We start from the raw sequence: 23,813 nt of genomic DNA on the forward strand, positions 1-23,813 counted from the left end.
CCAAAAGGATCCATCCAGTAGATGTCAATACTTTTTAAGGAGACAAAATCCTACAACCACAAAACAGCTGCATCCACATAATCATAAATCTATCCCCTGATTATTAAAATCAAGCATCACACTTATATTGAAATTCAGATCGCCTAACCCAAAAGGCTTGACTCGGTTCAACATATTTTGATAAACATAATTCATCAATGATTGAGCCAAATAATCTTCAGATACATTCAACACCAGGTCGAGTCTTGCCTTGATATCGACAACACTGATATTGCTATACATAAAACGAACCTTTGACCAAAATCTCCGGCTGCTCTGAGCAATCGCAACGCGTTTAAGTGACCCAGCTTTGAAGCTACCAAATTCAGCATCCATCACCTGCCGCACACTCAAATCATGCAATACAGATGACAACGACAGACTCAGCAATCCCAACAAATCCAGCCAGGCCAAGAGATTGCGCCAACACGTGCGAAATGAGCCGTATCGCTCAAGCAAAAACACCACAAGGCTGGTGACGGTAATGCCGATCAGGCTTGCCATAAAGAGCAGAAATGAGCCCTACGCGATCTGATTGGTCAAGCCGGCCACCATTCCGCGACCAAAAACATCCACCATTTCCGAGCAAAAGCGACAGGGGTTCGGCGACTTCGCCAAAAAATACCCCGCCATTTCAGACGAGGTGAGGTGTTCGCGGACTGGTCGGCAGATGGATGGCGACAACATCAACACCACCTAATTTTTCCCGTGAGAATCAACAATCGTCAAAGCGTTTTTTGTTCTGTGCTGCCATACCAGGATTAGCTTCAGCCCATTCCTTCATTGCAGGATTATTCTCGAGATACTTAGACCAGCAATTTGAATTCGAACTGGGTGCTAAATCAGTAGTTTTGCTGTTGAGACCTGATTCCTGAAGCTGAGCGTCACCCTCTAGAGTGCCAGTAGAGAGTGTACTCGCACTTGATTCTGCTGCCATGATTTCTTTGGCAGTCCTGGTCTGACCCATGCCTAATTGAGTCACCTGCTGCATTTCATTGATAAAGCGTTTTGCAGGCTTATCATTCTTAAATTGCAGCGAGAGAGAAGCTTTTTTCCCATCAGCGTCATACCCATTTACAACAAAATTGAAGTCATGCTTTTTCGCAAGAAAACCCAGTAATCCAATCGGGCCAAATAAAATCGTTGTTGCCACACCAGTTCCGACCTGGGTACTGGTGTCACCACCACCACCCCAGTTAGTAACGCGGTTTGTCGGAATCGAACCATACGGCGAGCTAATTACGTCAGGCCCCACTACAACTGTGCATTTCGTGCCGGCACAAAGCGCCTGATACGAACCGGCAAGACCGAGCGCAGGAGCGCTGACAATTGCCGTGATCGCCACTAAGGAAGAAACTCGAAACATTGATTTGAAAGATGAGCCATGTCGATTACCTAGGAATACATCACCGTCACAATGCACTCCAATTCCATTTTAACCGTAGAAATACCTAGCAAGGGATTCATCAAAGAACAACCGAAGAAGTTAAACACTGCAGCTCGGGCAACCACAGCAATAAAAATTGGCTTCGTTTGACGCAAGGGGCGCCGAATGTGAGGCCAATGCCACTGACGCAGAGGGGGAGGGAACAAGGGCAACAGCAATCTCCACTCCAGCAATGGAATTCGACAGTTGTTTGCGCGTCATCGCGAACGACCCGGCAGCAGCAGCCATAGCGATCCCAAGATCGATCAGGTTCATAGAGGTGCGTCCGGTGATTTCCGACTGCACATGGCTGATGCCGAGCCCGCAACTGATCAACGATGCGGTTCCAACAACCGCAATCACCCCAAAGCTGATCGTGACGGCAAAACGTCGGATCAATTTCCCGTCACTGACGGCTAAACCAAAAGCCAAGCGAAGGCTTGGATGATGCGATCCGTGCTTCGTAAGGCTCAGTACGCGGAACACGACTTTCAAGATGAACCGCCCAATGCCCCGACAAGCTCTCAAGCAAGTGCCCCAGCGCCTTTCGCCTCTCAAGAACTCACGTTCCTGAATAGTGCACAGAGTTCAGAACGACACAGCAGACTTCACGACGATCACCATCACGAGATGACGGGAGTGCTGGCGGCCCTCGGAGCAGCCATGGCCTGGACCGGAGCCAGTGCTCTTTGGCGTTCGCTATCGGGTCGGGTGACGGCGATCCGGCTCAATGCTTTGAAAAACGGCCTGGCCAGCCTGGTGTTTCTGCCGGTACTGCTCATGCTTCCGCGGGGTACCGAGGCAGAAGCGGTATTGCTGCTGCTGATCAGCGGTTTGATCGGAATTGCTGCAGGAGACAGCTTTTACCTCGGTGCTTTACGACGACTCGGCACCCGTCGAACCCTCACCGTCGAGGCAAGCGGTCCGGTGCTGGCAAGCATCGCTGGAGTGCTTGTGATGGGGGACAGCTTGAGTTCGAGGAACTGGCTTGGCGCCATCCTGGTGTCGGGCGCGGTTGTGCTGATCGCGTTACAGGCCAAGGGAGCAAGCCATCGACAAGAGGGTGAAATAGGCACCGAACTGAGCAGCGGTCTGATGTTCGCCCTCGTCGCTGTGATCTGTGGTCTGAGCGGAGCCTTTCTTGCCCGTTATGTCTTGATCAGCTCAGAACTGACGCCACTGCAGACAGCAGCCATTCGCTTGCTGGGCGGATGGCTTGGTCTGATCCCCGTGATGAAGGGGGCCTGGAGAAGATCAGCAATGACACGGCAGGAGCAGTGGAAGCTTGTGGTCGCCACCCTGATCGGCACCAACGGGGGCATCCTGTTGCAACAGGTCGTGTTGCAAACCATGCCCGTTGGACCAGGCGTCACGCTGATGGCTACGGCTCCGGTGATGGCTCTTTTTCTTGGCCGAATGGAAGGTGATCCGATTCAGCTCCCCGGAGCTGCTGCTGCAGTGCTGGCCTTGGCCGGTGTGGCCTGCACAAGCCTCTGAAGAGCGGTTTCCACGACCGAAGCCGCAGTGTTGTTCAACGCCAGCACCACAAGATCAGCACCGCAGCCAACCTCAGGACGCCAGGCATGGCTGGGGGCAGCTTCAAACCAGCTGTTCAGCCGTGGGCCCACCATCTGAACTTGAAGCGGAAGCGCTTTGCCCTGCAACCAGACGCGCCCTTTTAGACGAAGCACCTGCTGATCACGAACGAGGTTGGGCAGCAGCTGCTCGAAAGCCTGCCGATCCAGGGCCCCTTCCACGCGAACGTTGCTACCGACCATCTCGACGTGGGTGTGGTCGTGATGATCGTGATCATGGTCGTGATCGTGATCGTGATCGTGATCGTGGTCGTGATCGTGGTGGTCGTGATGCTCGTGCTCATGGCTCTGATGCGTGGCCTGGTGCTCCAGTCCCAGCACAACAGCCGTCTCCACCTGTCCCTGAGAGACCGGAAGCAGAGCAGTTCCCGGTCGGACTTTGTTCCTAATTCCCTCCTTCACATCAGCCATCGCCGAAGCGTCCAGACGATCGGCACGACTGATCAAGACCAGGTCAGCGGCCTGGAGTTGATCCTCAAACAACTCGTCGATGGCTGTGAGGTGATCGAGGCTGGGATCCTCGGCGCGCTGACGCTCAAGCGCATCGGCGTCAGCCACAGGGCTGCCCTGCGCAAGGGCCTCGCCATCCACCAGCGTCACCACACCATTCACATGAACACGGCTGCGAATGGCGGGCCAGTCCAAGGCCTGAAGCAAGGGACGTGGCAAGGCCAAGCCGCTGGTTTCAACAACAATCCCATCCAGCTGATCCGCCCGTTCAAGCAACGTCTCCATCGTCGGGAGGAAATCGTCCTGAACCGTGCAGCAGAGGCAGCCGTTGTTCAGCTCCACCAGGCGGCCGGCGACATCCTCCTCGGGGCAAAAGCCACAACTGCGGATCAGATCACCATCAAGGCCCACACTGCCAAATTCATTCACCATCACCGCCAAACGCTGGCCGCCGCGGGTGAGCAGACGGCGCAACACGGTGGTCTTACCAGCCCCAAGGAAGCCAGTGATCACGGTCACCGGCAGACGTTTTGGCATGGGAATTTAAGGGCGACAGCCCAGGCTCTCACGGGTTGACACCCCGCTGATCGGGTTGGAGCCATCAGCCCTTGCGCAAAGGGCCCGCTGCTGAGGCAGATCGATCACGGCGTTGGTGAAATCAGCACCATCAATCTGCGCGTCGGTAAAACGGCTCTGCATCATCATCGCGTTGGTGAAATTGGCACCACGCAGATCGGCGCCTTCGAAGTGACTGGCAAAGCCGACGACATCGGAGAGGTTGGCGTCACGCAGATCGGCGCCCTGAAGTTGAGAGGTGTTGATCACAGCTCCCCGCAAATCTGTGCCGCTCAGATTCACCTCCCGCAGATCGGCCTTAAGGAACTCTTTCTCCTTGAGATCGAGGCCGTGCATGTCGGAGCTGATCTCCTGAACTGCAAACTGTCCGCGGAGTTCCGGAGCTGTGATGGCCTCGGCCGACTCAGGCCAGAAGATGGTGCTGAGACCCAGCAGGATCACTGCCAGCAGCGAGGCCGTACGTCGAAGGGCGCCCATGAGACCGGTAATTTGAGCAATCACGTTATGGCAAACACCAGCGGAGCGAGTCGTTATGGCCATGAGCCTGCGGGTGGTGGTTCCACCCCATCCCCTAATCGGTCATTGGCTGACGATGCTGCGGCACAGGGAAACCCCTCCAGCCCTTTATGCCACTGGACTGCACGAACTGGGCCGCTGGCTCACCTACGAAGCCCTGCGGGACTGGTTACCCCATCGTCGCGACACGGTGCCCGGGATGGACGGAGACACCGAAGGAACCATCGTTGAGGCTTCTGTGCCCCTGATCGCCATCCCAGTTCTTCCTGGTGGCCTCGAGCTGTGGCAAGGAGGACGATCCGTACTACCTGATGCATCCCTTTGTTTAGGGACATGCCCGCAGGAGATTGAGGCGAACGCTGGGGTGATTCTGTTTATTGATCAGATCCGCGATGGCCAGGCCACACTCCAGCTCCTTCAGGAGCTGCAAAACAAGGGTGTTGATGGGCGACGTCTGCGTTTAATCACCGCGCTGTGTGCCAGTCCGGGGCTGAAGCTATTGGGAGAAACCGTTCCCGACCTGACGCTGCACACTGCTTGCATCGACGAAGGTCTGGGTGAACAAGGCGAGATTCGTCCGGGAATCGGTGACCCTGTGCGACGGCTCAACCTCAGACATTGAGAGCGTGACTAACCTTCAGTCAGGTTGATTGCACCCATGGCCCAGCAGCACGACACGGGCTCAGGCACCCTGGCAACGCTGGTCACCGGAGCAGTGCTCGGTGCCGCTGGTCTGGCCTGGTGGCTCTTGAATGAAGCCGACAGGCGTAGGCGCTATGGAGTGCAGAAGTCGATGTTGCATGCGCCGCGAATGCAAGACGGCTCTGAAGTGCTGGACAGCTCATCCAACGGTCACCTCGAGGAACGGGTGGAAAAACTGAACGCTGAGATCGCCCGCGTTCGCGCCCAACTTGAAGGTCTCGGTAGCGAAGGATGAGCGCTCGGTAGGTTGGCTTAATCGCCACTGGTCCGCTCCGTTCCATGCTTCGCTCTGACGCCGTCACCAAGGGGATTCAGCGGTCTCCCAACCGGGCCATGCTGCGGGCCGTCGGTTTTGGAGACAGTGATTTTGGCAAGCCGATCCTGGGCATTGCCAACGGCTACAGCACCATCACTCCATGCAATGTGGGGCTGAATGACCTGTCTAAGAGGGCTGAGGAAGCAGCCCGACAGGCCGGAGGCATGCCTCAGATGTTTGGAACCATCACGGTGAGTGATGGCATATCCATGGGCACCGAAGGGATGAAGTACTCCCTGGTGAGTCGGGAGGTGATCGCCGATGCGATCGAAACTGCCTGCAATGGCCAGAGCATGGACGGCGTGCTGGCTGTTGGCGGCTGCGACAAGAACATGCCCGGCGCGATGCTGGCCATGGCACGGATGAACATTCCGTCGGTGTTCGTCTACGGCGGCACGATCAAGCCCGGCAAGCTTGGCGGCTGTGATCTCACGGTGGTGAGCGCTTTTGAAGCTGTCGGACAGTTGACCAGCGGCAAAATCGATGAAGCGCAGCTCACCGCGGTTGAGAAAAATGCCTGCCCGGGTGCTGGCAGTTGCGGTGGGATGTTCACCGCCAACACGATGAGTGCCGCCATCGAAACAATGGGTCTCAGCCTCCCCTACAGCTCGACGATGGCTGCGGAGGACGAGGAAAAAGCCGACAGTGCAGCGCGCTCCGCTGAGGTGCTGGTCGAGGCGGTGAAAGCCAATATCCGCCCCCTCGATCTGCTCACCAAAGAAGCGTTTGAGAACGCCATCAGCGTGATCATGGCGGTAGGTGGCTCCACCAATGCGGTGCTCCACCTGCTAGCCATTGCCCGCACAGCCGGTGTCGACCTGAGCATCGACGACTTCGAGCGAATCCGTCAGCGGGTGCCGGTGATCTGCGATCTCAAGCCCAGCGGTCGCTACGTAACCGTAGATCTGCACAATGCCGGCGGTATCCCCCAGGTGATGAAGCTTTTGCTCGATGCCGGATTGCTCCACGGGGACTGCCGCACAGTCGAAGGAAAAAGCCTGAAGGAGCTTCTGGCGGACGTTCCAGGAGAACCACCCACCGGGCAAGACGTGATCCGTCCACTCAGCGACCCCATGTACGCCAAGGGACATCTGGCGATCCTCAAGGGCAACCTGGCGACAGAAGGCAGCGTGGCCAAGATCAGTGGTGTGAAAACGCCTGTGCTCACTGGACCGGCCCGGGTGTTCGAAAGCGAGGAAAAATGCCTGGCTGCCATCCTCGACAAGCAGATCAAAGCCGGTGACGTGGTCGTCGTCCGCTACGAGGGTCCCGTCGGTGGACCTGGCATGCGGGAGATGCTGGCTCCCACCTCAGCGATCGTGGGACAAGGCCTTGGGGACAAGGTCGCTCTGATCACCGATGGGCGCTTCAGCGGTGGCACCTACGGTCTCGTTGTGGGCCATGTCGCTCCGGAAGCCGCCGTCGGAGGAACCATCGGCCTGGTTCAGGAAGGCGACAGCATCACCGTCGATGCCGACCAACTGCTGCTTCAACTGAACGTGGATGAGGCCGAACTGGAGCGTCGTCGTGCGGGGTGGACCAAACCGCAACCGCGCTATCGCAACGGAATTCTCGGCAAATATGCACGGCTCGTCTCCAGCTCGAGCCGAGGCGCAACAACCGATCACGACGACTGAGTCAAGCGGCCGGTTGTACCAGAGCCCGTAAGCGCCGACCCAATGCCTCCAGAGGACCGGCATCCTGCGGCGCCGAGCAACGTTGGCCCGAGGCCCCATCCATCCAAACCGGATGTCGCCCGTGCCAGAGCATTGGGCGTTCGGGTTGATCCCACCAGCTGAGCATCAGATTGATCTCATCACCACTCCGATAAATCTCCAGCTCAAGATCCCGATCGGGATGGCGCTGGCCATCGCCATCCCGGCTTTCAATCCGAACATGAAGGTCGTCGAGTTGCTCAGGAGCTGAGGGGTCAATCAAGACCACTGCATGGCTCCATGGCTTGAGACAAACGTCGGCCGCCTTGGCGATCAACACCAGAAGGTCCATCGGTTCAGGGCAAGGCGCGGATGGATCGAATCAGCATTCGTATGGAGCCGGGGCGAAAGCCTGGATTGAGATCGCCCGCATCGCCGAACTTGGAGTGCAGCACCTGAATGCGCGTGATGCCACTGGGATCGAAGCGCAACGGCAAACCAACTGGCTTGGCACGCACCGTGGGCCTGAGCTCAGTAAAAGGCACCACCACGCGGGTCACCCCATCGGGATCAGTTATTGCATCAACCACCCAGCGCAGACCACCAGGAATCAATTCAGTGAGTCCCATGGCCCCATCCCGGCAACCGATGGCAATCTTCAGCGTTCGACCCTCCCCCTCCACATCCAGCTGCAGAGCGGAGAAAGGAGAAAGGTCGAGCGGGGGTTGGAGGCGGGGCGAGCGACAGCTGACAAAACCGCCACCGGTTTCCACCAAATCTCCCTCCAGAACGAGTCCTTCTGGGGAAACATGACAACCCGCACGGGATCGGCCGCCCATGATGGTGTCATTGAGGCTGGCCCAGTCAGCAAAATCGCTGCCCTGGAAAAGAATCTGTTCAGAGGCCGGCGGCTGCATCCTGATCAGCAAGGATGAGCACATCACTAGCAGGCTGAACCAAGCGTGCGGGAGTGCGCTCGGCGGACTCAGAAGGATCCAGCAGGCGCCGCAAGGCTTCTTGCTTGCCGGCCCCACTCACCAGAAAAATCACTTGTCGGGCGGCACTGAGCACAGGAGCCGTCAAGGTGATCCGATCCAACCCCTTGCCACGACCAATGGTTGTCCAGCGATCCACAACCGTTGGAGCATCCGTACCGGGAAAAAGGGAGGCGGTGTGACCGTCGTCGCCCAGCCCAAGCAGCATCACATCAAACACGGGAGGGACACCCGAACAAAGCCGGGAGACCTGTTCAGCAAAGGCGTGAGCGCTGGCCTCCGGGCTCTCAAGTTCCACCGTGGGCACAGGGTGGAAGGAGGAAGAAGCTCCAGGCCCAGGGGCGAGCAGGGTGCGCCGCAACATGCCCGCGTTGCTGGATTCATCCTCAGCAGCAACCCAACGCTCGTCACCCAGCACCACATCCACCCGATCCCAGGGCAGCCTCTCCTGACCAAGCAGTGAATAGGCACTGGCAGGGGTACTGCCACCAGAGAGTGCGATCTGGCATCGGTCTCTTTGATCCAAGGCAAGATCGATCTGGGCAGCGATTGTTTCGGCAGCCCGGCGGGCAAGGTCCTGAGGATCCCTCGCCCGCTCGACGCGGTAGTTCGTCATGGCTGACCGCTCAGCTGAGCCATTCGGTGTGGAACGTTCCCTCCTTGTCGACCCGTTGATAGGTGTGGGACCCGAAACAGTCGCGCATCGCCTGAACCAGGTTCTGGGGAAGGCGACCTGAGCGGTAGCTGTTGATGTAGTCGAGGGTGCTGCTGAAGCAGGGAACCGGAATGCCAGCTTCGGCAGCACCGGCAACCACCTTGGCCAGGCCGGGGAGACGGCGGTTGATCTGCTCGGCGAACCAAGGATCCACCATAAGGTTGGGCAGTTGGGGATCAGCGTCAAAGGCATCCTGAATCCGCTTGAGCAGGCGCGCGCGAATGATGCAGCCGCCTTTCCAGATCTGAGCGATGGAAGGCATGTGGAGCTCATAGTCGAGATCCTGGGACGCAATGCGTAGCAGTTCCATGCCCTGGGCATAACTGGCGATGCAGCTCAACACCGTGGCATCCATCAACGGAGACATGGCATCGTCAGGTGTCCCCAGATCAAAGTCCTTGATTGCGGGACCCTTGAGGATGGATTCAGCCGCCATCCGTTGGGGCCTCATGGAGCTCATCACACGAGCATTGAGCGATGCATAGATGGTGGGAACCGAGGCACCCATCTGCAGTGCAGTCACCACAGTCCAGAGGCCCGTACCCTTCTGGCCAGCCTGATCCGTGATCTTCTCGACCAGATCGGTTCCATCTTCAGGATCCTTGGTGCGCAGACACACCTCCGTGATCTCCACCAGGTAGGACGACAACTCCTCAGTGGCATTCCACTGACCGAGAACATCAGCCATCTGCACACCGGTCATTCCCTTGACCCGCTTCATCAGGTCGTAGCCCTCGGCCAGGATCTGCTCGATGCCGTACTCGATGCCGTTGTGGACCGTCTTGACCAGATGACCTGATCCACCGGGGCCGATATAGGTGACACAGGGGCCATCCTCGACCTGTGCCGCCATCTTGTTCACGAGGCTCTCGATGGCCTCATAAGAGGCTTTCGTCCCCCCGGGCATCATGCTTGGCCCCTCCAAGGCGCCTTTTGCACCACCGGAGACACCCATGCCGATGAAGCCAAAACTCTTACTTTCGAGCTGCTTCACCCGGCGTTCGGTGTCGTGATAATCGGAGTTACCGCCATCAATCAGCAGATCTCCTTCTTCCAGATAGGGAGAAAGCTGATCCACCACAGCATCAACTGCGGGGCCCGCCTTCACCATCATCAAAATCCGGCGGGGGCGTTCAAGTTTGCCGACGAAGTCTTCCAGATCCGTGGCGCCCTGGATGTTCTTCTCCCTGCCGCGCCCATTCAGGAAGTCTTCAGTCTTCGCATAGGTGCGGTTGTAGACAACGCTGGAGAAGCCATTGCGCTCCGCATTGAGGACGAGGTTTTCACCCATCACGCCGAGACCGATGAGGCCGAAGTGAGACTTGGACATGGTCTGGAGGACCACTGACAACTGTGCTCAGTGTGTTGAGGCCGGACCGCTTCGACCGCAAATCACACAAGTTATGTCAGGAATGGGCCATCAGATTTCGGAGCAGACGGCCTTCCTGACCAGAGATCAAATCAACGTTCAGATCACCGTGCCGTCGGGAATGGTTGCGTTTTTCTGAACAACCACGATTCCATTACGGATATAGAAACCCTGATCCGAGCGATCAGCTTCTTCGACGTTGTCCTTGTTGATGATCGAGACACCCGAACCAATGCGAGTGTTCTTATCGAGGATGGCTCGTTTCACAGTGGTGCCCTTACCGACACCAAGGGGGATGCCACCGCGTTCCTTGAGAACTGCACGCTCATCGCTCGATTCGAAGAAATCAGAGCCCATCACCAGCGTGTCCTGAAGAACGACGTCACTTTCGATCCGGCTGCGTACGCCAAGAACACAGTGGTGGATGCTGCAGGACTTCAAAATCGAGCCTTCTCCAACGATCGAATTGATGATCTGAGCGTCAACAAGTTTGCTGGGAGGCAAATACCGGGGACGGGTGTAAATCGGGAATTTTTCGTCGTAGAAGCTGAAAGGGGGTGTGGGCTGTTGGGTCAACGCAAGGTTGGCTTCGTAGAAAGCACCGATCGTCCCAATGTCTTCCCAATAGTCGTCGAACACATAGCTCTGAAGGTTGTCGCCCCTTGCAAGGGCCTCGGGAATGATCTCTTTGCCGAAATCCTTGTGGCCGGGATGCTTATCAAGCAGATCAAACAGGGTCTCACGGCTAAAGACGTAAATGCCCATCGAGGCCAGATAGGGCCTCTCCTTGGCAGAATCTGCACTCAAGCCAAAGCGAGAGGTGTCAACAGCCATCTCCAGCAGTGAATCACCCTTGGGCTTTTCGCGGAACTCCTTGATAGTGCCGTTTTCATCCGTACGCATGAGGCCGAAGGCCTCAGCCTGTTTGGGATCAACAGGGAGGGCGGCAACGGTGAGCTCAGCACCAGTGCGGCGGTGATGCTCGATGAAAAGGCTGTAATCCATCCGGTACAGCTGGTCACCGGAAAGGATCAAATACTCATCAACATCCCACTCCTGAAAAAGCCATTGGTATTTTCGAACTGCATCTGCAGTGCCCTCAAACCAAGTAGGGCTATCGGGGGTCTGCTGGGCGGCGAGAACCTCAACGAATCCTCCACCGAATGAATTACTGAGGTTGTACGTCTGGCTCAGATGGCGGTTGAGCGATGCGCTATTGAACTGCGTCATCACGTACATCTTGTTGATGTCGGAATTGATGCAGTTGCTGATAGGGATATCAATCAGACGATATTTACCAGCCAGAGGGACAGCCGGCTTGGCACGCATTTTGGTGAGTGGATACAGGCGCGTACCAGCACCTCCGCCCAGAATGATGGCCAAAACCCGCTTCATGCCGTTATCCCAAATCGGCGTTGCCGCAAGAACTTACCGGAGTTTTTGGCTTAAGAACCGTCTTGGAGAAGAATCAGTCGAGATTACTGGGATTCAGTTCGCGACTGAACGGCTCGACAGGTCAAGAGGCCTCCAAATTGAACAGTCTTTCCACGATCCGAAGAGCCTGTTGACGATCCTGCCGTGTCTGCGGAGCCCGCAGCTGAGTGACTGGGGTATGGAGGATCTTATTGATGATCCCCTTGCTCAAGGCCTCAACAACCTTACGCTCTCGGGCTGAAAAATCAGGACCCATCCTGCTAAGGGCCTTCTGCAGTTCCTCCGAACGGATCGATTCCATGGAGGAACGCAGCTGGTTGATCGTCGGCACTGCCTCAAGGCTGTCCCACCATTCCAGGAACTGCTGCGCTTCCTGCTGAAGCAACTGCTCTGCCTCTCGAGCGATGGCTTGGCGAGCTTCCTGATTGCGGGCGACGACCTCCTGAAGATCATCCACATCGTGGGATTCAACGCCGTCAACCTCGGCAGCATCAGCAGCGATGTTGCGGGGCACCCCGATATCGATCAGGCGAAGCTTGCTGCGACGGTTCAGTGGATCCAGCCGGGACGCATCAATGATCGGGTCATCCGCAGCGGTACTGGTAAACACCAGGGAACAGGTGCTCAGATACTGATCCAGATCGGAGAGCGGCCTGCACTGAACCGGAAGATCAGGGAAATCGGCAGACAGCTGTTCGGCACGGGCAACAGTGCGGTTCAGCAGCACCACCCCTGAAGCACCCTTGGCCTGCAAGTGCTGAAGCAGCAGACGGCTCATGCGCCCTGCACCAACTACAGCGATCTGCTCACTTTCCAGGGTGACCAGTTGATCAAGACCACGGGACTGCCCAAGCTTCAGCTGGGCAAGCTCAACGGCCGCTGAACTGATTGAAACGGCTCCCGTTCCAAGATTGGTCTCACTGCGGACCCGCTTGCCTGTAGTGACAGCCTGGGTCAGCAAGCGATTCAGGATCGGGCCCAGTGATTTGTGCTCTTGCCCGAGCCGCATCATCTTCTTGACTTGGGAGAGGATCTGTCCTTCCCCCAGCACAAGACTGTCGAGACCTGCTGCCACCCGCATCAGGTGGTCGACAGCGTCTTCGTGGTGAAAGCTGAACAGGTGAGGGGTCAGTTCACCTGTCTCAAGGCCGGAATGACTGCTGAGGAAGTCGCTGACAGCAGACACGCCGAGGTCGGGGTTCCGAACCAGGGTGTAAATCTCAAGACGGTTGCAGGTGCTGAGGATCGAAGCCTCGAGCACCTGCTCATTACCGCGTAGCGATTGGAGCGACGTCTCCATGGTCTGCTCAGGGATGCTGAGCCTTTCCCGGATTTCCACCGGTGCCGTGCGATGACTGAGGCCGACGACGGCAATATGCATGGAGACGTTCCTCTCAACCAGTTAGTGACGATCAGCTCAGAGCAATGCTCTGGGCACCGTCTTTGATGTGCACGGTGTTGGTGAAGCGGCAGGTGTTGTCCAGGTTGCTAATCACCAGGCTGCTGGTGCGGGTGCAGTCCGTTTCGAACTTAACTCCATTGAAGAGCAGACCATCAGTGATGCCGCTTCCTGCGAAACAAACATGCTCACCGCAGGCCAGTTCCTCAGCTTCGTAGACCTTGTCTGGATCGGTGATGCCCATCTCAGTCAGACGCGCCAGGTTGCCCTCTTTGGTCATGTCAGCCCATTCGGAAGTTTGAGCCACAGCCGGGTCGTAAACCAGCTGGCCCTGGAAATGGCCACCGAGAGCGCGCATGGCAGCAGCAGAGATCACACCCTCCGGTGCTGCACCAATGCCCATCAGGCAGTGGGTACCAGTGCCGGCAAAGCCACAGGCGATCGCAGCCTGAACGTCACCATCAGAGATGGGTTGGATCCGTGCACCGGTGGCGCGGATCTCAGCGATCAGATCCTTGTGACGAGCACGATCCATCACAACGATGGTCAGTTCGTCAGGGGCAAGCCCCAGGCATTCGCTGAGGATCTTGATGTTTTCAGTGGCCGACTTGCGGATATCCACCTTGCCCTTGGCTGCCGGGGGCGCAGCCAGCTTCTTCATATAGAAGTCGGGAGCATTGAACAGACCGCCACGGTCGGATGCCGCAAGAACGGCCATTGAGCCACGCTGGTTGTAGGCACAAAGATTGGTGCCTTCGCAAGGGTCAACGGCGAAATCGACGCCAGGACCATTGCCAGTACCGACCTCTTCTCCGATGTAAAGCATGGGAGCTTCGTCGCGTTCGCCCTCACCGATAACGATGCGACCTTGCATTTGAATTTGATTCATGCGCTTGCGCATGGCATCAACAGCCAATGCATCCGCTTCATCCTTCAGACCTTTGCCGGAGAGCGTGGCGGAAGCGATGGCGGCTTGCTCGACGATCTCGAGAATTTCCTGAATGAGGGTCTGATCCACGGGACTCCGGATGGGGTGGTACGGGTTGGCGAGATCTCCTGGACGGGCAGTTTGCCGCCGCCGCAGTGGATCTCGACGTCTGAGCGCGGCTCACTGTATCAGTGGTTGCAGGAGTCCCTAAAATCACTCGGCATTTCGCGCTCCACATCCATGAGCACCAAGCCCCTGGTGATCTCGCCGTCGATCCTGTCGGCTGACTTCGCACGCCTCGGCGAAGAAGTGAAAGCCGTGGACGAAGCAGGTGCGGATTGGATCCATGTGGATGTGATGGACGGGCGCTTTGTCCCAAACATCACCATTGGCCCCCTGATCGTCGAAGCGCTTCGTCCCGTCACCCAGAAGCCGCTGGATGTTCACCTCATGATTGTTGAACCGGAGAAGTACGTCCCCGACTTCGCCAAGGCCGGTGCAGACATCATTTCGGTGCAGGTTGAAGCATGTCCGCACCTGCATCGCAACCTCGCTCAGATCAAAGACCTGGGCAAAAAAGCAGGCGCGGTGCTCAATCCCTCGACTTCCCTCGACACCCTCGAGTACTGCCTTGAGCTTTGCGATCTGGTGTTGATCATGAGTGTCAACCCCGGTTTCGGCGGCCAAAGCTTCATCGAAAGCCAGGTACAGAAAATTCGCGACCTGCGCCGCATGTGCGATGAAAAAGGTCTTGATCCCTGGATCGAAGTGGATGGCGGCATCAAGGGTGCCAATGCCTGGAAAGTCATTGAAGCTGGCGCCAACGCAATTGTTTCCGGCTCAGGGGTGTTCAACCAACCTGATTACGCTGAAGCCATCAAAGGCATCCGGAACAGCAGCAGCAAAGAAGCTGTTCTCGCCTGATCCTCAGGTCGTTCGCGTCAATAGCACCAAGCCCGGCATCCATTGCCGGGCTTTTTTGTGGCTGATAGACACCATGAGCTCAAGCGAGGGCTCAGCTGGGATGGTGGCTTGACGCCATAGAGAACAAGGCCCAGTGGTGGCTTGAGGCCCCAAAAAGATTCAACGATCGAGGGATCCACAGTTTCATCATCTCCAAAGATTTGGAGCCACAGTGCCGCAAAAGAGACTCCGATAATTGTTTTATGAACGTTGAAGTCAAGCTGGTTGCAGCATTCCTAGCCCTCAATGCTGGTGTGATTGCACTAGCTGTTGCTGGATATGCCAAGGGAGGTATGAACATCAGTGTCGTGCTTCAACACTTGAGCTCATAAGCCAGATGAAAAAAGGCAGTGGCCCACCACTGCCTTCTTGTTGATAACACCGGTCTACAAACAACGTCCAGCTCTCCGGCGTCTCCACTTGAGTTGGAATACTGATGATTCAACCAATCGCCTGAACGATGGTGAAACTGTCGAAGTCGGAGGCGTCCAATGCGTGACGACGGTCCAACTCAGCAGAATTTAGAAGCTGCCTGACTGGCCTAAAAAGCCACACACCCAGACGCTTCGTTCAGCTTCAAAGAACGCCAACAAGGTTCAGGCCATCCCTGCTGGCAGGGTTGGCCTTCCTTTTTGAACATTTTACGTGTGCATAGCTTGTGAAATCAATGGCAGAGTGGCAGCACATTGAACAAAGTATTTGTCTTGCCTCTAAAGATTGTGTGATAGTAAGAAGAAGGCACCAGAAGGAAGTGGACGTCGGGTCACCCGAACAACTCGAGGACGGCAATTACCACAATCAGTGATATTGAACACAAAACAGAAATCGATATTATGAAAGCATGAAATAACGCGATGACCCACAGGTCACGGCGCGAGATTCACACATAACCAAGGAGAAGACAATGAGCAGACGAGGAATCCATCCACTTCTAAGGGGTCTTGATCGGCCTCAACGGATCGCACCCTCCAGACATCCCGTCCAGCTATCTGGTTTGGAGTCGGCACAGCGGAAACGTTATCTTCGATCAGAAGCGGAGGAAGCAGAGAAATCCACCACAACTCTCAGACATTGCTCATCTAATTGAGGTGAAATCGCTCTAATGAAGCGCAAGCCAATCCAGGAGACATCTCATCTCTGCTGGATTGATGCCTAGCTCGATGAGTCCAACACCTTAAGGCTGACGACGGCTTCACCATCTTCATCAAGTTCCAATGCATCAGCAGCTCCATAGGCAAGGTCGATAACCGTGCCCTTCTTGAAGGGTTAACGGTCGTTGATCACGACAATCACACTTTCATCGGTGTCTTCTCGCGTCACTTTGACCTTTGTTCCCAAAGGCAACTGGAAGTGGGCTGACAAGAAGGGTGTGGGGGAGAGTCCACGTGGGCCTCGATCCCCCTCAGAGGTGGGGAGAGTCCGTTAGGCCTCGATCCCCTTGTGGCGGCCGCTTTCGCTGCCAGACCCACAAGTCCACCATGGTGAACATCGGCAGGAGCTAGCCCACACCACAGGTTTTCTTCAGACTGACGACATGCAAGGTTGATCGCGCCTGTCGCAGACAGCAATCCACCGTTCTGGAGGTAACAGGTATGCCATCTATCTCACCCCCTAGAAAAAATATCGTTAGCAATCGTGTCTTTTTGACGCAGGCTTACTTGAAAGAGATGTTGGCCGTTTTGGAGAAGCCATGAATATCTCCCTTGAGAGCAATTAAGTAACTCAAAGTTGGTATCAAGCGGATAACACCATGCACCGCAGTGGGTTTACAAAACTCATCAGAGAAATACACCTTCCGCAACGTTGAGCCTTCCCATTGCCTTTAGGTTTCTACTGTTGGCATTCGCCGGAGCAACCGTCGTCTCTGTGGCTAACTCAAGAAAAGACTTCGCCCTTCTCGCAGGCACGTTCCTCGTTGGCCTTGGTGCCCTAGAAGCAGTGATGCATGTCTATGGCGGCTGACTGAGGGATAAAAGGAGCCGGGGTCCGCACGCATCGGGAGTGGATTGCCCACTCTCAACTCGACAACAGACATTGACTATTCCGTTACGGAACAGACTTTTTTTAGAGAAGAGCGGAATTAACCCCAGTTAGCACTGAGCCCAAATCACATCCTCGTTAAACATCGCTCTGGAGGGGATCCGAATTGAATAAGCACCCGTTAATCACCATGATGAGAGCGAGTGCCTGTGTGCATCGTGACGGTCAAAAAAGCTCATCGACATCAAAATCCACTGCGACATCTAGCATTACTGGTGGCGGGATCTGAGGCGTGTTCAGGCCCTTTCAGATAGCTCACCTGCCATGACGCGGTTCAGGATGACCTGCTTGATCATGGCGCGGTCTCGTTCCACGTAGATCCTCGCCATGTGATCTGGATTCGACTTGGAGCGCAGGTTGTCCAGAGATTTCTCAAGTTTGCCAAGAACCTCTTCAACGTGAGCGCCGGGGTTGTCTCCAAAGCTGTCGTAGTTGGCCAAGGCTTTGTCGAGTTTTTTGATCAAGCGCGTGGCGGCAGTCATTGATGGCAAAAAAATTCTCGATAATTGTGGTCGTAGAAAGCTCTGTTCAACAACTTCGTCAGGCCCTCCACATCTTCCATAAAGCAGTGGTGTGTCATTGATTGCACCCTCGTCCTCGTATCCCCCATCAGATTCCTCCTTTCCATGGGGTCTATCCCTCTAGCTCTCGCTACGGGAGCAGATCCACAGGAGAAATGGGAGAAGAAGGGGGATCAACAAACTAATCACACGGGGGAACGAAAGACACCAAGAGGCTTGTCCTCATCAGGAAGGCGAAAGCCAATGGAAGTCATATCGCGCTGGAATACTTCTCCCCATTGCCATCACAAACAACAACGCTGTCAAAATAGGGCAAGCCGGATAATCCTCATCAAAGAATCACTTGATCATTGAACGCGGAACTGACAGGACTTTTTTAAGAAGATAACGACCACTACAGCAAAACAACGAGGATAATATTCGCCCCGGAAAACGCCTGCAAATCATCAATGTCCAAGAACAACATTACTCACGCAGATCACACATCGCCAAAAGCTCACGCCAAGGCGAATCGTATTTAGACATTTCTTGACCATGAAAACACATGAATGAGCCAGAACATGAGGAAGTAATATTTTCGAAATAAGTATCCCTTAGGTTGAAATCTCTTTAGGAAAAAACAATCCATGTCAAACACCATCATTGGCATGACTACGCGCCAAAGAACCAGCCATAACTATGCAAACCAATGCCTAGAAGATTGACGCCGATGTAGCAAACAGCAATCACCACCAGTCCCACCACAGCCACAAAAGCAGGACGCCGGCCCTGCCAGCCGCGGCTCAGACGCGTGTGCAGATAAGCCGCATAGACCAACCAGCAGATCAAGGCCCAGGTCTCCTTCGGATCCCAGCTCCAGTAACTTCCCCAGGCTTCGTTCGCCCAAACCGCGCCACTGACAATGCCCACGGTGAGCATCAGAAAGCCAACCGTGATGGTGCGGTAGCTGAGACTGTCGAGTTGCTCATTGGTGCTCAGCTGAACAGATTGCAGCTGAACAGAGCCACCATTCCCTATCGAGGCCGCCTGCCGAAAGCCACCACTGCCGATCGAACTGCTGCGCAGCTCCAAAGCCTGGTCGCGATCCGTGATCAGCACCGCAAGGGACAGAAGCGATCCCACTAGCAAGGCGGCGTAACTCACCATGATCACGCTCACATGCATCACCAGCCAGCTCGAGCGCAGGGCAGGCACCAGAGGTGCCGCTGACTGCAATTGATCCGGTAAAGCAAAACTGGCAAAGGCAATGCAGCCAAGCCCCATCGGTGTGGCCGCTGCCGCAACGATCGGTGAAGGCCAGGCCCGTTCCACCAGCAGCTGGGTGAGTGTGCAAGCCCAGGCCAGAAAGCAGAGCGATTCGTAGAGGTTGCTGATGGGAAAGTGCCCGGATTGCCACCAGCGCAGAATCAACTGGGCCGTGAACAGAAGGTTGGCCATGGCAACCAGCAGGCGCACCAGGCCGGCACGAGACTGGCTCGACACCGCCCAGAAAGCCAAAGGCATGGCCACCAGCAGCAATACAAAGCCGACAAAACCAAGGCTGGTCACCAGCTCAAAAGGCGTGTTCAGCACACCATTTCACGAAGAAATGCCATTCTGACTCGGCAGATCAACGACTGGCCTGTTTCAGCATCAGACCACCCGCACCCAGAAACAAAACCACAGGAAGCCATGCCGCCAGGAGGGGGGGAAGGGTGCCCTTCACTCCAAGCGAACTGAAGCTGAAGCCGATCACGTAATAAACGGCGATGATCCCAAGCGTGAGCACGAACGAAAAGCTGCGGCTGCTGCGGTAACTGGGCTGAGCACCGAGGGTGGCTCCAAACAGGCCGAACACCAAACAAGCCATTGGAACCGTGAACTTCTCCTGGATCCGAACACGGATCTTGCGAGCTTCTTTGATGCTTCCGGCCTCCTCATACACCCTCTGAGCCTGCAAGGCTTCGCCCACGGTCATGTTCACGGCATCTTGCTCAATCCCAGCCAGACGTACGGGTCCGGAGCCAAGGGGATAGACATAACGATCAAAATCGGCCTTGGTCGAACTGCCATTGGCCGCCAAGGTCAGAATCTGCCCATCGAGGAAATCCCAGCTGGCCTGATCCTCATTCCAGATAGCTCTGTCCGCACGCAACATCTGCGTGAAACCAGATCGAGAGAAATCCAGAACCGTCACATCCACCATTTCGCCGTCTTGAAACTTGCGGGAATAAAACAGTTGGTTCAGGCCCTTGCCGTCTTCCTCACCCTGGGAATCGATGCGGCTGCCGAAACGTGGATAAATGATGTCGCGACCTGTCTCACTAGCGAGTGAGCGCCCCAAGGCCCGCTTCAAGGTGACCTCTGCATAGCGTTGGCTTCGGGGAACCACCACGTCGTTGAGAACGAAGGTGAACAGGGTCATCACCATCGAAAGAACGAGGGCCGCACTGATCATCCGCACCGTGGTGACACCGAGGCTGCGCAGGGCGGTGAGTTCACTGTTCGCCGAAAGGCGGGTGAATACAAACAGCGATGCCATCAGGGTTCCGATCGGAACGGAGAAGGCCAGCCAACGCGGGATGCTGAACAGCAGAACCTGCACCGCGATCATGATCGGCAGGTTCTTATCGACCATCTGCCGCACCAGCTCAAACATCACCCCGCCGGTAAGCAGCAGAAGGGTGAACAGCGCGATAAAGAACAGCAGAGGGCCCAGGAGTTCCTGGAGCAACCAGCGGTCAAGAAGAGCCAGCCGCATCCAGGTGGCCCGTTTAAAACGTTCCAAAATCACAGCTGGAATCCCTCCCCGAGGTAGTAACGCCGCACCTGGGGATCGGCTGCGACCTCATCGGAGCGTCCTGCAGCCAACACCGCTCCATCGTTAAGGATGTAGGCACGATCGGTGGTGGCCAGCGTTTCGCGCACGTTGTGATCGGTGATCAGGATGCCCATGCCCCGTGACCGCAATCCCTCAATCAGCAGTTGAAGGTCGGCGACAGCCAGGGGATCGACACCAGCGAAGGGTTCATCCAGGAGGAGATAAAGCGGTCCATTGACACCGGAGGCCAGCGCTCGGGCAACCTCACATCGACGACGTTCCCCTCCGGAGAGTTGGAAGCCACGGCGGTTCATGAACGCCGTGAGATGGAAGTCTTCAATCAGCTGCTGGCGCCGGTCCCGCCGTCGTTCAGGGCTGAGATCGGTCTGCTCAAGGGCAATATCCAGATTTTCGCGCACGGTGAGATTGCGAAAGACACTGGCTTCCTGGGGCAGATAGCCCACACCGAGACGGGCCCGTTGCGGCATGGGAAGGTCTGTGACACGCCGACCATCAATAACCACCTCACCCTGATCAGGGCAGAGCAGACCAATCACCAGGTTGAAGGTGGTGGTTTTTCCGGCTCCGTTGGGGCCGAGCAACCCGACCACCTCGCCAGGAGACAGAGCCAGATCCAGATCCTTCACCAGCTGACGCCCCCCCAATGTGATGGAGACGTTTGACAGTTCCAGGGTCATGGCGCCACCGGTGTGGTCGCGGGAGCGCCGTCCAGCACAGGCTGGCTGGGCTGAAGTGTCCATTGACTGAACACCTGCTGGCCAGGAAGGGGATTGGCAATCGCCCTTCCTTCCTCCAACAGGTAGGTGAACCGATCGGCACGGAGAAGATTGCCGTCGGTCTGGATCACGTCGACATCACCACTCAGCACAATCCGATCTTCTTCAGTGAAGTACTGCGCCTGACGGCTTGTGGCCACCAGGCCCCGGTCGGCATGAACCAAGCGAACGTTGCCACTGGCAGTGATCACACCCGTGCTGTTGTCTGCCGATTGCAGGTCGGATTCGATCGTGATCACACCGGCTTCAGCAGCTTGCTGGGACTGCGCAGGGAACAGAGGGCAAAGTGCAGCCAGAAGAGGCAGAAAGAGAAGAAGGCCCCCGGTACGGAGCATCGCCTTGGCTGCCACGCAATCAATCCACAGTTGGTTGAGGTTACCGGCGCTTCAGCTCTGCAACCGCAAAACAGGGACAGTGCATGACTCGGGATCCCCATCCAGCTGAAGTGCTTCAAGACGTTGCTGCGCCGCACCGCACAACGCCTCAAGATCAAGACCCAGATCCGGTGTACCTGGACGTTTCAGCCGTCCAAGCGCTTCGCCGTAGAGGATCGTTGCACCTCGCCGGTTGCCCCGTTGCAGATGCAACTGCGCGACAGCAACCTGCAGGATTCCCTGCAGGCTGCGCCGCTCTGGATCAGCCGTTTCATGCCACAGCTCCTCAAACACATCGTGGGCGGCGTACCACTCACCTGCGTTGAAGAGCTCCAGGGCCTGATGAAAGCGGGGATCCGCTTGGGGCATCAGCGCTTGGCCTTCGCCGGCTTCTTGCCAGGAAGCTTGCGCAGACGAATCGACTCCGGCGTCACTTCGAGCATCTCATCAGGTCCGATGTATTCCAGGGCCCGTTCCAGGGTCATCTGAACCGGCGCTTGCAGCGTGTCCAGTTCCTCCGCACCGGCGGAGCGCATGTTGGTGAGCTGCTTGGTCTTGCAGACGTTGATCTCAAGATCCTGGGGTCGGTTGTATTCACCGATGATCATTCCTTTGTAGACCTTGGTTCCCGGGCTGATGAAGAACTGGCCACGATCCTCGGCATTCTTCAGCGCATAGAAGGTTGCCGTTCCTTCTTCGAAGGCGATCAAAACACCGTTCCGACGGGTGTCGAAGTCACCCATCATCGGGCGGTATTCATAGAAGGAATGGCTCATGATTCCTTCGCCGCGGGTGGCCCGGATGAATTCACCGCGGAAACCAATCAGACCTCGGGATGGAACGATGAATTCCAGCTGGGTGCGGCCGTCAGCACTGGTTTCCATGTTCTGCATTTCGCCCTTGCGGGTGCCCAGTTTTTCGATGCAGCTTCCAACCGCTGGTTCAGGAACATCCATCACCAGGGTTTCAACGGGCTCGCATGGGGTGCCATCGATGGTGCGGTAAATCACCTGAGGCTGAGACACCTGGAACTCATAGCCCTCACGACGCATGGTCTCGATCAGGATGCCGAGGTGGAGCTCGCCGCGACCACTCACGGAGAAACGGTCCGGTGAATCGGTGTCTTCGACACGCAGGGCCACATTGGTGAGCAACTCACGCTGCAAGCGGTCACGCACCTGACGACTGGTGACGAACTTGCCTTCCTTACCTGCAAACGGGGAATCGTTGACGACGAAGGTCATCTGCAAGGTGGGCTCATCCACCTTGATCAGCGGCAGAGCCGTGGGTTCATCCGGGCAGGCGATCGTTTCGCCGATATTGACGTCGTCAAAACCAGCCACGGCCACCAGGTCTCCGGCGAACGCCTCTTCGATCTCGATGCGTTGAAGGCCTTCGAAGCCCAGCAGCTTGCTGATGCGACCCTTCTTAACGGAGCCGTCGTCCTTAATCAGAGCAGCATTCTGGCCCTGTTTGATTTTTCCGTTGTGAACGCGACCAATGATGATCCGGCCTAGGAAGTCGGAATAATCAAGGGTGGTGATTTGAAGCTGGAGGGGCTTCTCGGGGTCACCAACCGGCGGCGGAACGTGGCGAAGGATGGCATCGAACAGCGGACGCATGTTGTCGCTGTCGGTCTTCATGTCGGGCTTGGCGAAGCCTCCGAGACCACTGCCGAACAGATAGGGGAAATCACACTGATCGTCGTCGGCCCCCAGTTCGATGAATAAATCGAGAACCTTGTCGACGGCAGTCTCGGGATCCACACGGGCACGGTCGATCTTGTTGACGAACACGATCGGACGGAGCCCTTGCTCAAGGGCCTTCTTCAGCACGAAGCGGGTCTGGGGCATCGGCCCTTCATTGGCGTCCACGATCAGCAGACAGCCGTCCACCATGCCCAGCACGCGCTCCACTTCGCCACCGAAGTCGGCGTGCCCCGGGGTGTCAACGATGTTGATCCGCGTGTCGTTGTAAGTGACCGCAGTGTTCTTCGACAGGATCGTGATGCCCCGTTCACGCTCCAGATCGTTGGAGTCCAATACACAGGTGGGCACCGCTTCGTTGTCGCGGAAAATCCCTGACTGCGCCAACAGCGAGTCGACCAGAGTCGTCTTGCCGTGGTCAACGTGGGCGATGATCGCGATGTTGCGGATCGCCTTGTTGTTGGCGCTCATGCGGGCTGACCGTAAGAATTTGTGAA

24 protein-coding genes are annotated in these 23,813 nt (G+C 56.5%); 5 read left to right on the top strand and 19 right to left on the bottom strand.

The features are described 5' to 3' along the window. Window positions 1-81: 81 nt before the first annotated feature. From NCN06_RS02765 to NCN06_RS02775, 3 genes are all read right to left on the bottom strand, one after another. The gene (locus NCN06_RS02765) at window positions 82-543 is read right to left on the bottom strand and encodes a hypothetical protein (RefSeq protein ID WP_250398637.1); all 462 of its coding nucleotides are present in this window, start codon (window positions 541-543) and stop codon (window positions 82-84) included. 211 nt (window positions 544-754) lie between these two features. Beyond that, window positions 755-1,384 (bottom strand): hypothetical protein, encoded by a 630-nt coding sequence (locus tag NCN06_RS02770; protein ID WP_250398638.1) that lies wholly within the window; start codon window positions 1,382-1,384, stop codon window positions 755-757. A 141-nt stretch (window positions 1,385-1,525) separates the two neighbouring features. Then, entirely contained in the window at window positions 1,526-1,951 is a 426-nt protein-coding gene (locus NCN06_RS02775) for a DUF389 domain-containing protein (protein WP_250398639.1), read from the bottom strand. A gap of 144 nt (window positions 1,952-2,095) precedes the next feature. Here NCN06_RS02775 and NCN06_RS02780 point away from each other — a divergent pair, with 144 nt between their 5' ends. Further along, complete coding sequence (locus NCN06_RS02780; protein ID WP_250398640.1) at window positions 2,096-2,962, top strand: EamA family transporter; 867 nt, start codon at window positions 2,096-2,098, stop codon at window positions 2,960-2,962. Here NCN06_RS02780 and NCN06_RS02785 read toward each other — a convergent pair. Continuing rightward, window positions 2,899-4,047 (bottom strand): GTP-binding protein, encoded by a 1,149-nt coding sequence (locus NCN06_RS02785; protein ID WP_226397703.1) that lies wholly within the window; start codon window positions 4,045-4,047, stop codon window positions 2,899-2,901. The genes NCN06_RS02780 and NCN06_RS02785 overlap by 64 nt on opposite strands. Before the next feature lie 6 nt (window positions 4,048-4,053). Then, window positions 4,054-4,563 (bottom strand): pentapeptide repeat-containing protein, encoded by a 510-nt coding sequence (locus NCN06_RS02790; protein ID WP_115023243.1) that lies wholly within the window; start codon window positions 4,561-4,563, stop codon window positions 4,054-4,056. Between the two features lie 55 nt (window positions 4,564-4,618). Here NCN06_RS02790 and NCN06_RS02795 point away from each other — a divergent pair, with 55 nt between their 5' ends. Genes NCN06_RS02795 through ilvD form a run of 3 tightly spaced genes read left to right on the top strand, consistent with a single transcriptional unit; the run spans window position 4,619 to window position 7,257 of the window. Next, window positions 4,619-5,224 (top strand): uracil phosphoribosyltransferase, encoded by a 606-nt coding sequence (locus tag NCN06_RS02795; protein ID WP_226397704.1) that lies wholly within the window; start codon window positions 4,619-4,621, stop codon window positions 5,222-5,224. Between the two features lie 36 nt (window positions 5,225-5,260). Further along, window positions 5,261-5,539 (top strand): hypothetical protein, encoded by a 279-nt coding sequence (locus NCN06_RS02800; protein WP_226397705.1) that lies wholly within the window; start codon window positions 5,261-5,263, stop codon window positions 5,537-5,539. Between the two features lie 44 nt (window positions 5,540-5,583). Beyond that, window positions 5,584-7,257, top strand: coding sequence for a dihydroxy-acid dehydratase (gene ilvD / locus NCN06_RS02805; RefSeq protein WP_226397706.1), 1,674 nt, complete (start codon window positions 5,584-5,586; stop codon window positions 7,255-7,257). Between the two features lies 1 nt (window position 7,258). Here ilvD and NCN06_RS02810 read toward each other — a convergent pair whose 3' ends face one another. From NCN06_RS02810 to glpX, 7 genes are all read right to left on the bottom strand, one after another. Continuing rightward, a complete protein-coding gene (locus tag NCN06_RS02810; RefSeq protein ID WP_226397707.1) occupies window positions 7,259-7,627 on the bottom strand; it encodes a DUF8659 family protein in 369 nt (122 codons plus the stop codon). A gap of 4 nt (window positions 7,628-7,631) precedes the next feature. Beyond that, complete coding sequence (locus NCN06_RS02815; RefSeq protein WP_226397708.1) at window positions 7,632-8,192, bottom strand: CIA30 family protein; 561 nt, start codon at window positions 8,190-8,192, stop codon at window positions 7,632-7,634. Next, a complete protein-coding gene (pgl, locus tag NCN06_RS02820) occupies window positions 8,173-8,886 on the bottom strand; it encodes a 6-phosphogluconolactonase (RefSeq protein WP_226397709.1) in 714 nt (237 codons plus the stop codon). The genes NCN06_RS02815 and pgl overlap by 20 nt, the downstream gene beginning before the upstream one ends. A 10-nt stretch (window positions 8,887-8,896) precedes the next feature. Next, window positions 8,897-10,315, bottom strand: coding sequence for an NADP-dependent phosphogluconate dehydrogenase (gnd, locus tag NCN06_RS02825; RefSeq protein WP_186572065.1), 1,419 nt, complete (start codon window positions 10,313-10,315; stop codon window positions 8,897-8,899). A gap of 138 nt (window positions 10,316-10,453) precedes the next feature. Beyond that, a complete protein-coding gene (locus NCN06_RS02830; protein WP_226397710.1) occupies window positions 10,454-11,749 on the bottom strand; it encodes a glucose-1-phosphate adenylyltransferase in 1,296 nt (431 codons plus the stop codon). Window positions 11,750-11,870: 121 nt separating this feature from the next. Beyond that, complete coding sequence (locus NCN06_RS02835; RefSeq protein WP_226397711.1) at window positions 11,871-13,169, bottom strand: glutamyl-tRNA reductase; 1,299 nt, start codon at window positions 13,167-13,169, stop codon at window positions 11,871-11,873. Window positions 13,170-13,200: 31 nt separating this feature from the next. Beyond that, window positions 13,201-14,205: a class II fructose-bisphosphatase gene (gene glpX, locus NCN06_RS02840; RefSeq protein ID WP_115023262.1), complete on the bottom strand. Its 1,005-nt coding sequence runs from the start codon at window positions 14,203-14,205 to the stop codon at window positions 13,201-13,203. 150 nt (window positions 14,206-14,355) lie between these two features. Between glpX and rpe the strand changes: the two genes are divergently transcribed. Beyond that, a complete protein-coding gene (gene rpe, locus NCN06_RS02845; RefSeq protein WP_115023263.1) occupies window positions 14,356-15,039 on the top strand; it encodes a ribulose-phosphate 3-epimerase in 684 nt (227 codons plus the stop codon). A gap of 2,315 nt (window positions 15,040-17,354) precedes the next feature. Here rpe and NCN06_RS02850 read toward each other — a convergent pair. The 7 genes from NCN06_RS02850 to typA all read right to left on the bottom strand — a co-directional run bounded on the left by NCN06_RS02850 (window position 17,355) and on the right by typA (window position 23,787). Continuing rightward, on the bottom strand, window positions 17,355-17,600 hold the full coding sequence (locus tag NCN06_RS02850) for a hypothetical protein (RefSeq protein ID WP_226397712.1): 246 nt from the start codon (window positions 17,598-17,600) through the stop codon (window positions 17,355-17,357). A 690-nt stretch (window positions 17,601-18,290) separates the two neighbouring features. Continuing rightward, complete coding sequence (ccsB, locus tag NCN06_RS02855; protein ID WP_226397713.1) at window positions 18,291-19,211, bottom strand: c-type cytochrome biogenesis protein CcsB; 921 nt, start codon at window positions 19,209-19,211, stop codon at window positions 18,291-18,293. A 37-nt stretch (window positions 19,212-19,248) separates the two neighbouring features. Next, entirely contained in the window at window positions 19,249-20,379 is a 1,131-nt protein-coding gene (locus NCN06_RS02860) for an LptF/LptG family permease (protein WP_255617186.1), read from the bottom strand. 29 nt (window positions 20,380-20,408) lie between these two features. After that, complete coding sequence (gene lptB, locus NCN06_RS02865; protein ID WP_226397772.1) at window positions 20,409-21,137, bottom strand: LPS export ABC transporter ATP-binding protein; 729 nt, start codon at window positions 21,135-21,137, stop codon at window positions 20,409-20,411. Next, window positions 21,134-21,571: an LptA/OstA family protein gene (locus tag NCN06_RS02870; protein WP_226397773.1), complete on the bottom strand. Its 438-nt coding sequence runs from the start codon at window positions 21,569-21,571 to the stop codon at window positions 21,134-21,136. The genes lptB and NCN06_RS02870 overlap by 4 nt, the downstream gene beginning before the upstream one ends. A gap of 51 nt (window positions 21,572-21,622) precedes the next feature. After that, window positions 21,623-21,979, bottom strand: coding sequence for a DUF309 domain-containing protein (locus NCN06_RS02875; RefSeq protein ID WP_115023270.1), 357 nt, complete (start codon window positions 21,977-21,979; stop codon window positions 21,623-21,625). Continuing rightward, the gene (typA, locus tag NCN06_RS02880) at window positions 21,979-23,787 is read right to left on the bottom strand and encodes a translational GTPase TypA (protein ID WP_115023272.1); all 1,809 of its coding nucleotides are present in this window, start codon (window positions 23,785-23,787) and stop codon (window positions 21,979-21,981) included. The genes NCN06_RS02875 and typA overlap by 1 nt, the downstream gene beginning before the upstream one ends. Window positions 23,788-23,813 lie beyond the last annotated feature (26 nt).

This window comes from Synechococcus sp. MU1648, from assembly GCF_023630615.1.
Classification (GTDB): Bacteria; Cyanobacteriota; Cyanobacteriia; order PCC-6307; family Cyanobiaceae; genus Parasynechococcus.

Excerpts from the sequence above, each read along its gene's own strand:
- NCN06_RS02765 (WP_250398637.1), bottom strand. The coding sequence starts at position 543 with ATGGCAAGCCTGATCGGCATTACCGTCACCAGCCTTGTGGTGTTTTTG.
- NCN06_RS02780 (WP_250398640.1), top strand. The coding sequence starts at position 2,096 with ATGACGGGAGTGCTGGCGGCCCTCGGAGCAGCCATGGCCTGGACCGGA.
- NCN06_RS02785 (WP_226397703.1), bottom strand. The coding sequence starts at position 4,047 with ATGCCAAAACGTCTGCCGGTGACCGTGATCACTGGCTTCCTTGGGGCT.
- NCN06_RS02790 (WP_115023243.1), bottom strand. The coding sequence starts at position 4,563 with ATGGGCGCCCTTCGACGTACGGCCTCGCTGCTGGCAGTGATCCTGCTG.
- NCN06_RS02795 (WP_226397704.1), top strand. The coding sequence starts at position 4,619 with ATGGCCATGAGCCTGCGGGTGGTGGTTCCACCCCATCCCCTAATCGGT.
- NCN06_RS02800 (WP_226397705.1), top strand. The coding sequence starts at position 5,261 with ATGGCCCAGCAGCACGACACGGGCTCAGGCACCCTGGCAACGCTGGTC.
- ilvD (WP_226397706.1), top strand. The coding sequence starts at position 5,584 with ATGCTTCGCTCTGACGCCGTCACCAAGGGGATTCAGCGGTCTCCCAAC.
- NCN06_RS02810 (WP_226397707.1), bottom strand. The coding sequence starts at position 7,627 with ATGGACCTTCTGGTGTTGATCGCCAAGGCGGCCGACGTTTGTCTCAAG.
- NCN06_RS02815 (WP_226397708.1), bottom strand. The coding sequence starts at position 8,192 with ATGCAGCCGCCGGCCTCTGAACAGATTCTTTTCCAGGGCAGCGATTTT.
- pgl (WP_226397709.1), bottom strand. The coding sequence starts at position 8,886 with ATGACGAACTACCGCGTCGAGCGGGCGAGGGATCCTCAGGACCTTGCC.
- gnd (WP_186572065.1), bottom strand. The coding sequence starts at position 10,315 with ATGTCCAAGTCTCACTTCGGCCTCATCGGTCTCGGCGTGATGGGTGAA.
- NCN06_RS02830 (WP_226397710.1), bottom strand. The coding sequence starts at position 11,749 with ATGAAGCGGGTTTTGGCCATCATTCTGGGCGGAGGTGCTGGTACGCGC.
- NCN06_RS02835 (WP_226397711.1), bottom strand. The coding sequence starts at position 13,169 with ATGCATATTGCCGTCGTCGGCCTCAGTCATCGCACGGCACCGGTGGAA.
- rpe (WP_115023263.1), top strand. The coding sequence starts at position 14,356 with ATGAGCACCAAGCCCCTGGTGATCTCGCCGTCGATCCTGTCGGCTGAC.
- NCN06_RS02850 (WP_226397712.1), bottom strand. The coding sequence starts at position 17,600 with ATGACTGCCGCCACGCGCTTGATCAAAAAACTCGACAAAGCCTTGGCC.
- NCN06_RS02860 (WP_255617186.1), bottom strand. The coding sequence starts at position 20,379 with ATGCGGCTGGCTCTTCTTGACCGCTGGTTGCTCCAGGAACTCCTGGGC.
- lptB (WP_226397772.1), bottom strand. The coding sequence starts at position 21,137 with ATGACCCTGGAACTGTCAAACGTCTCCATCACATTGGGGGGGCGTCAG.
- NCN06_RS02870 (WP_226397773.1), bottom strand. The coding sequence starts at position 21,571 with ATGCTCCGTACCGGGGGCCTTCTTCTCTTTCTGCCTCTTCTGGCTGCA.
- NCN06_RS02875 (WP_115023270.1), bottom strand. The coding sequence starts at position 21,979 with ATGCCCCAAGCGGATCCCCGCTTTCATCAGGCCCTGGAGCTCTTCAAC.
- typA (WP_115023272.1), bottom strand. The coding sequence starts at position 23,787 with ATGAGCGCCAACAACAAGGCGATCCGCAACATCGCGATCATCGCCCAC.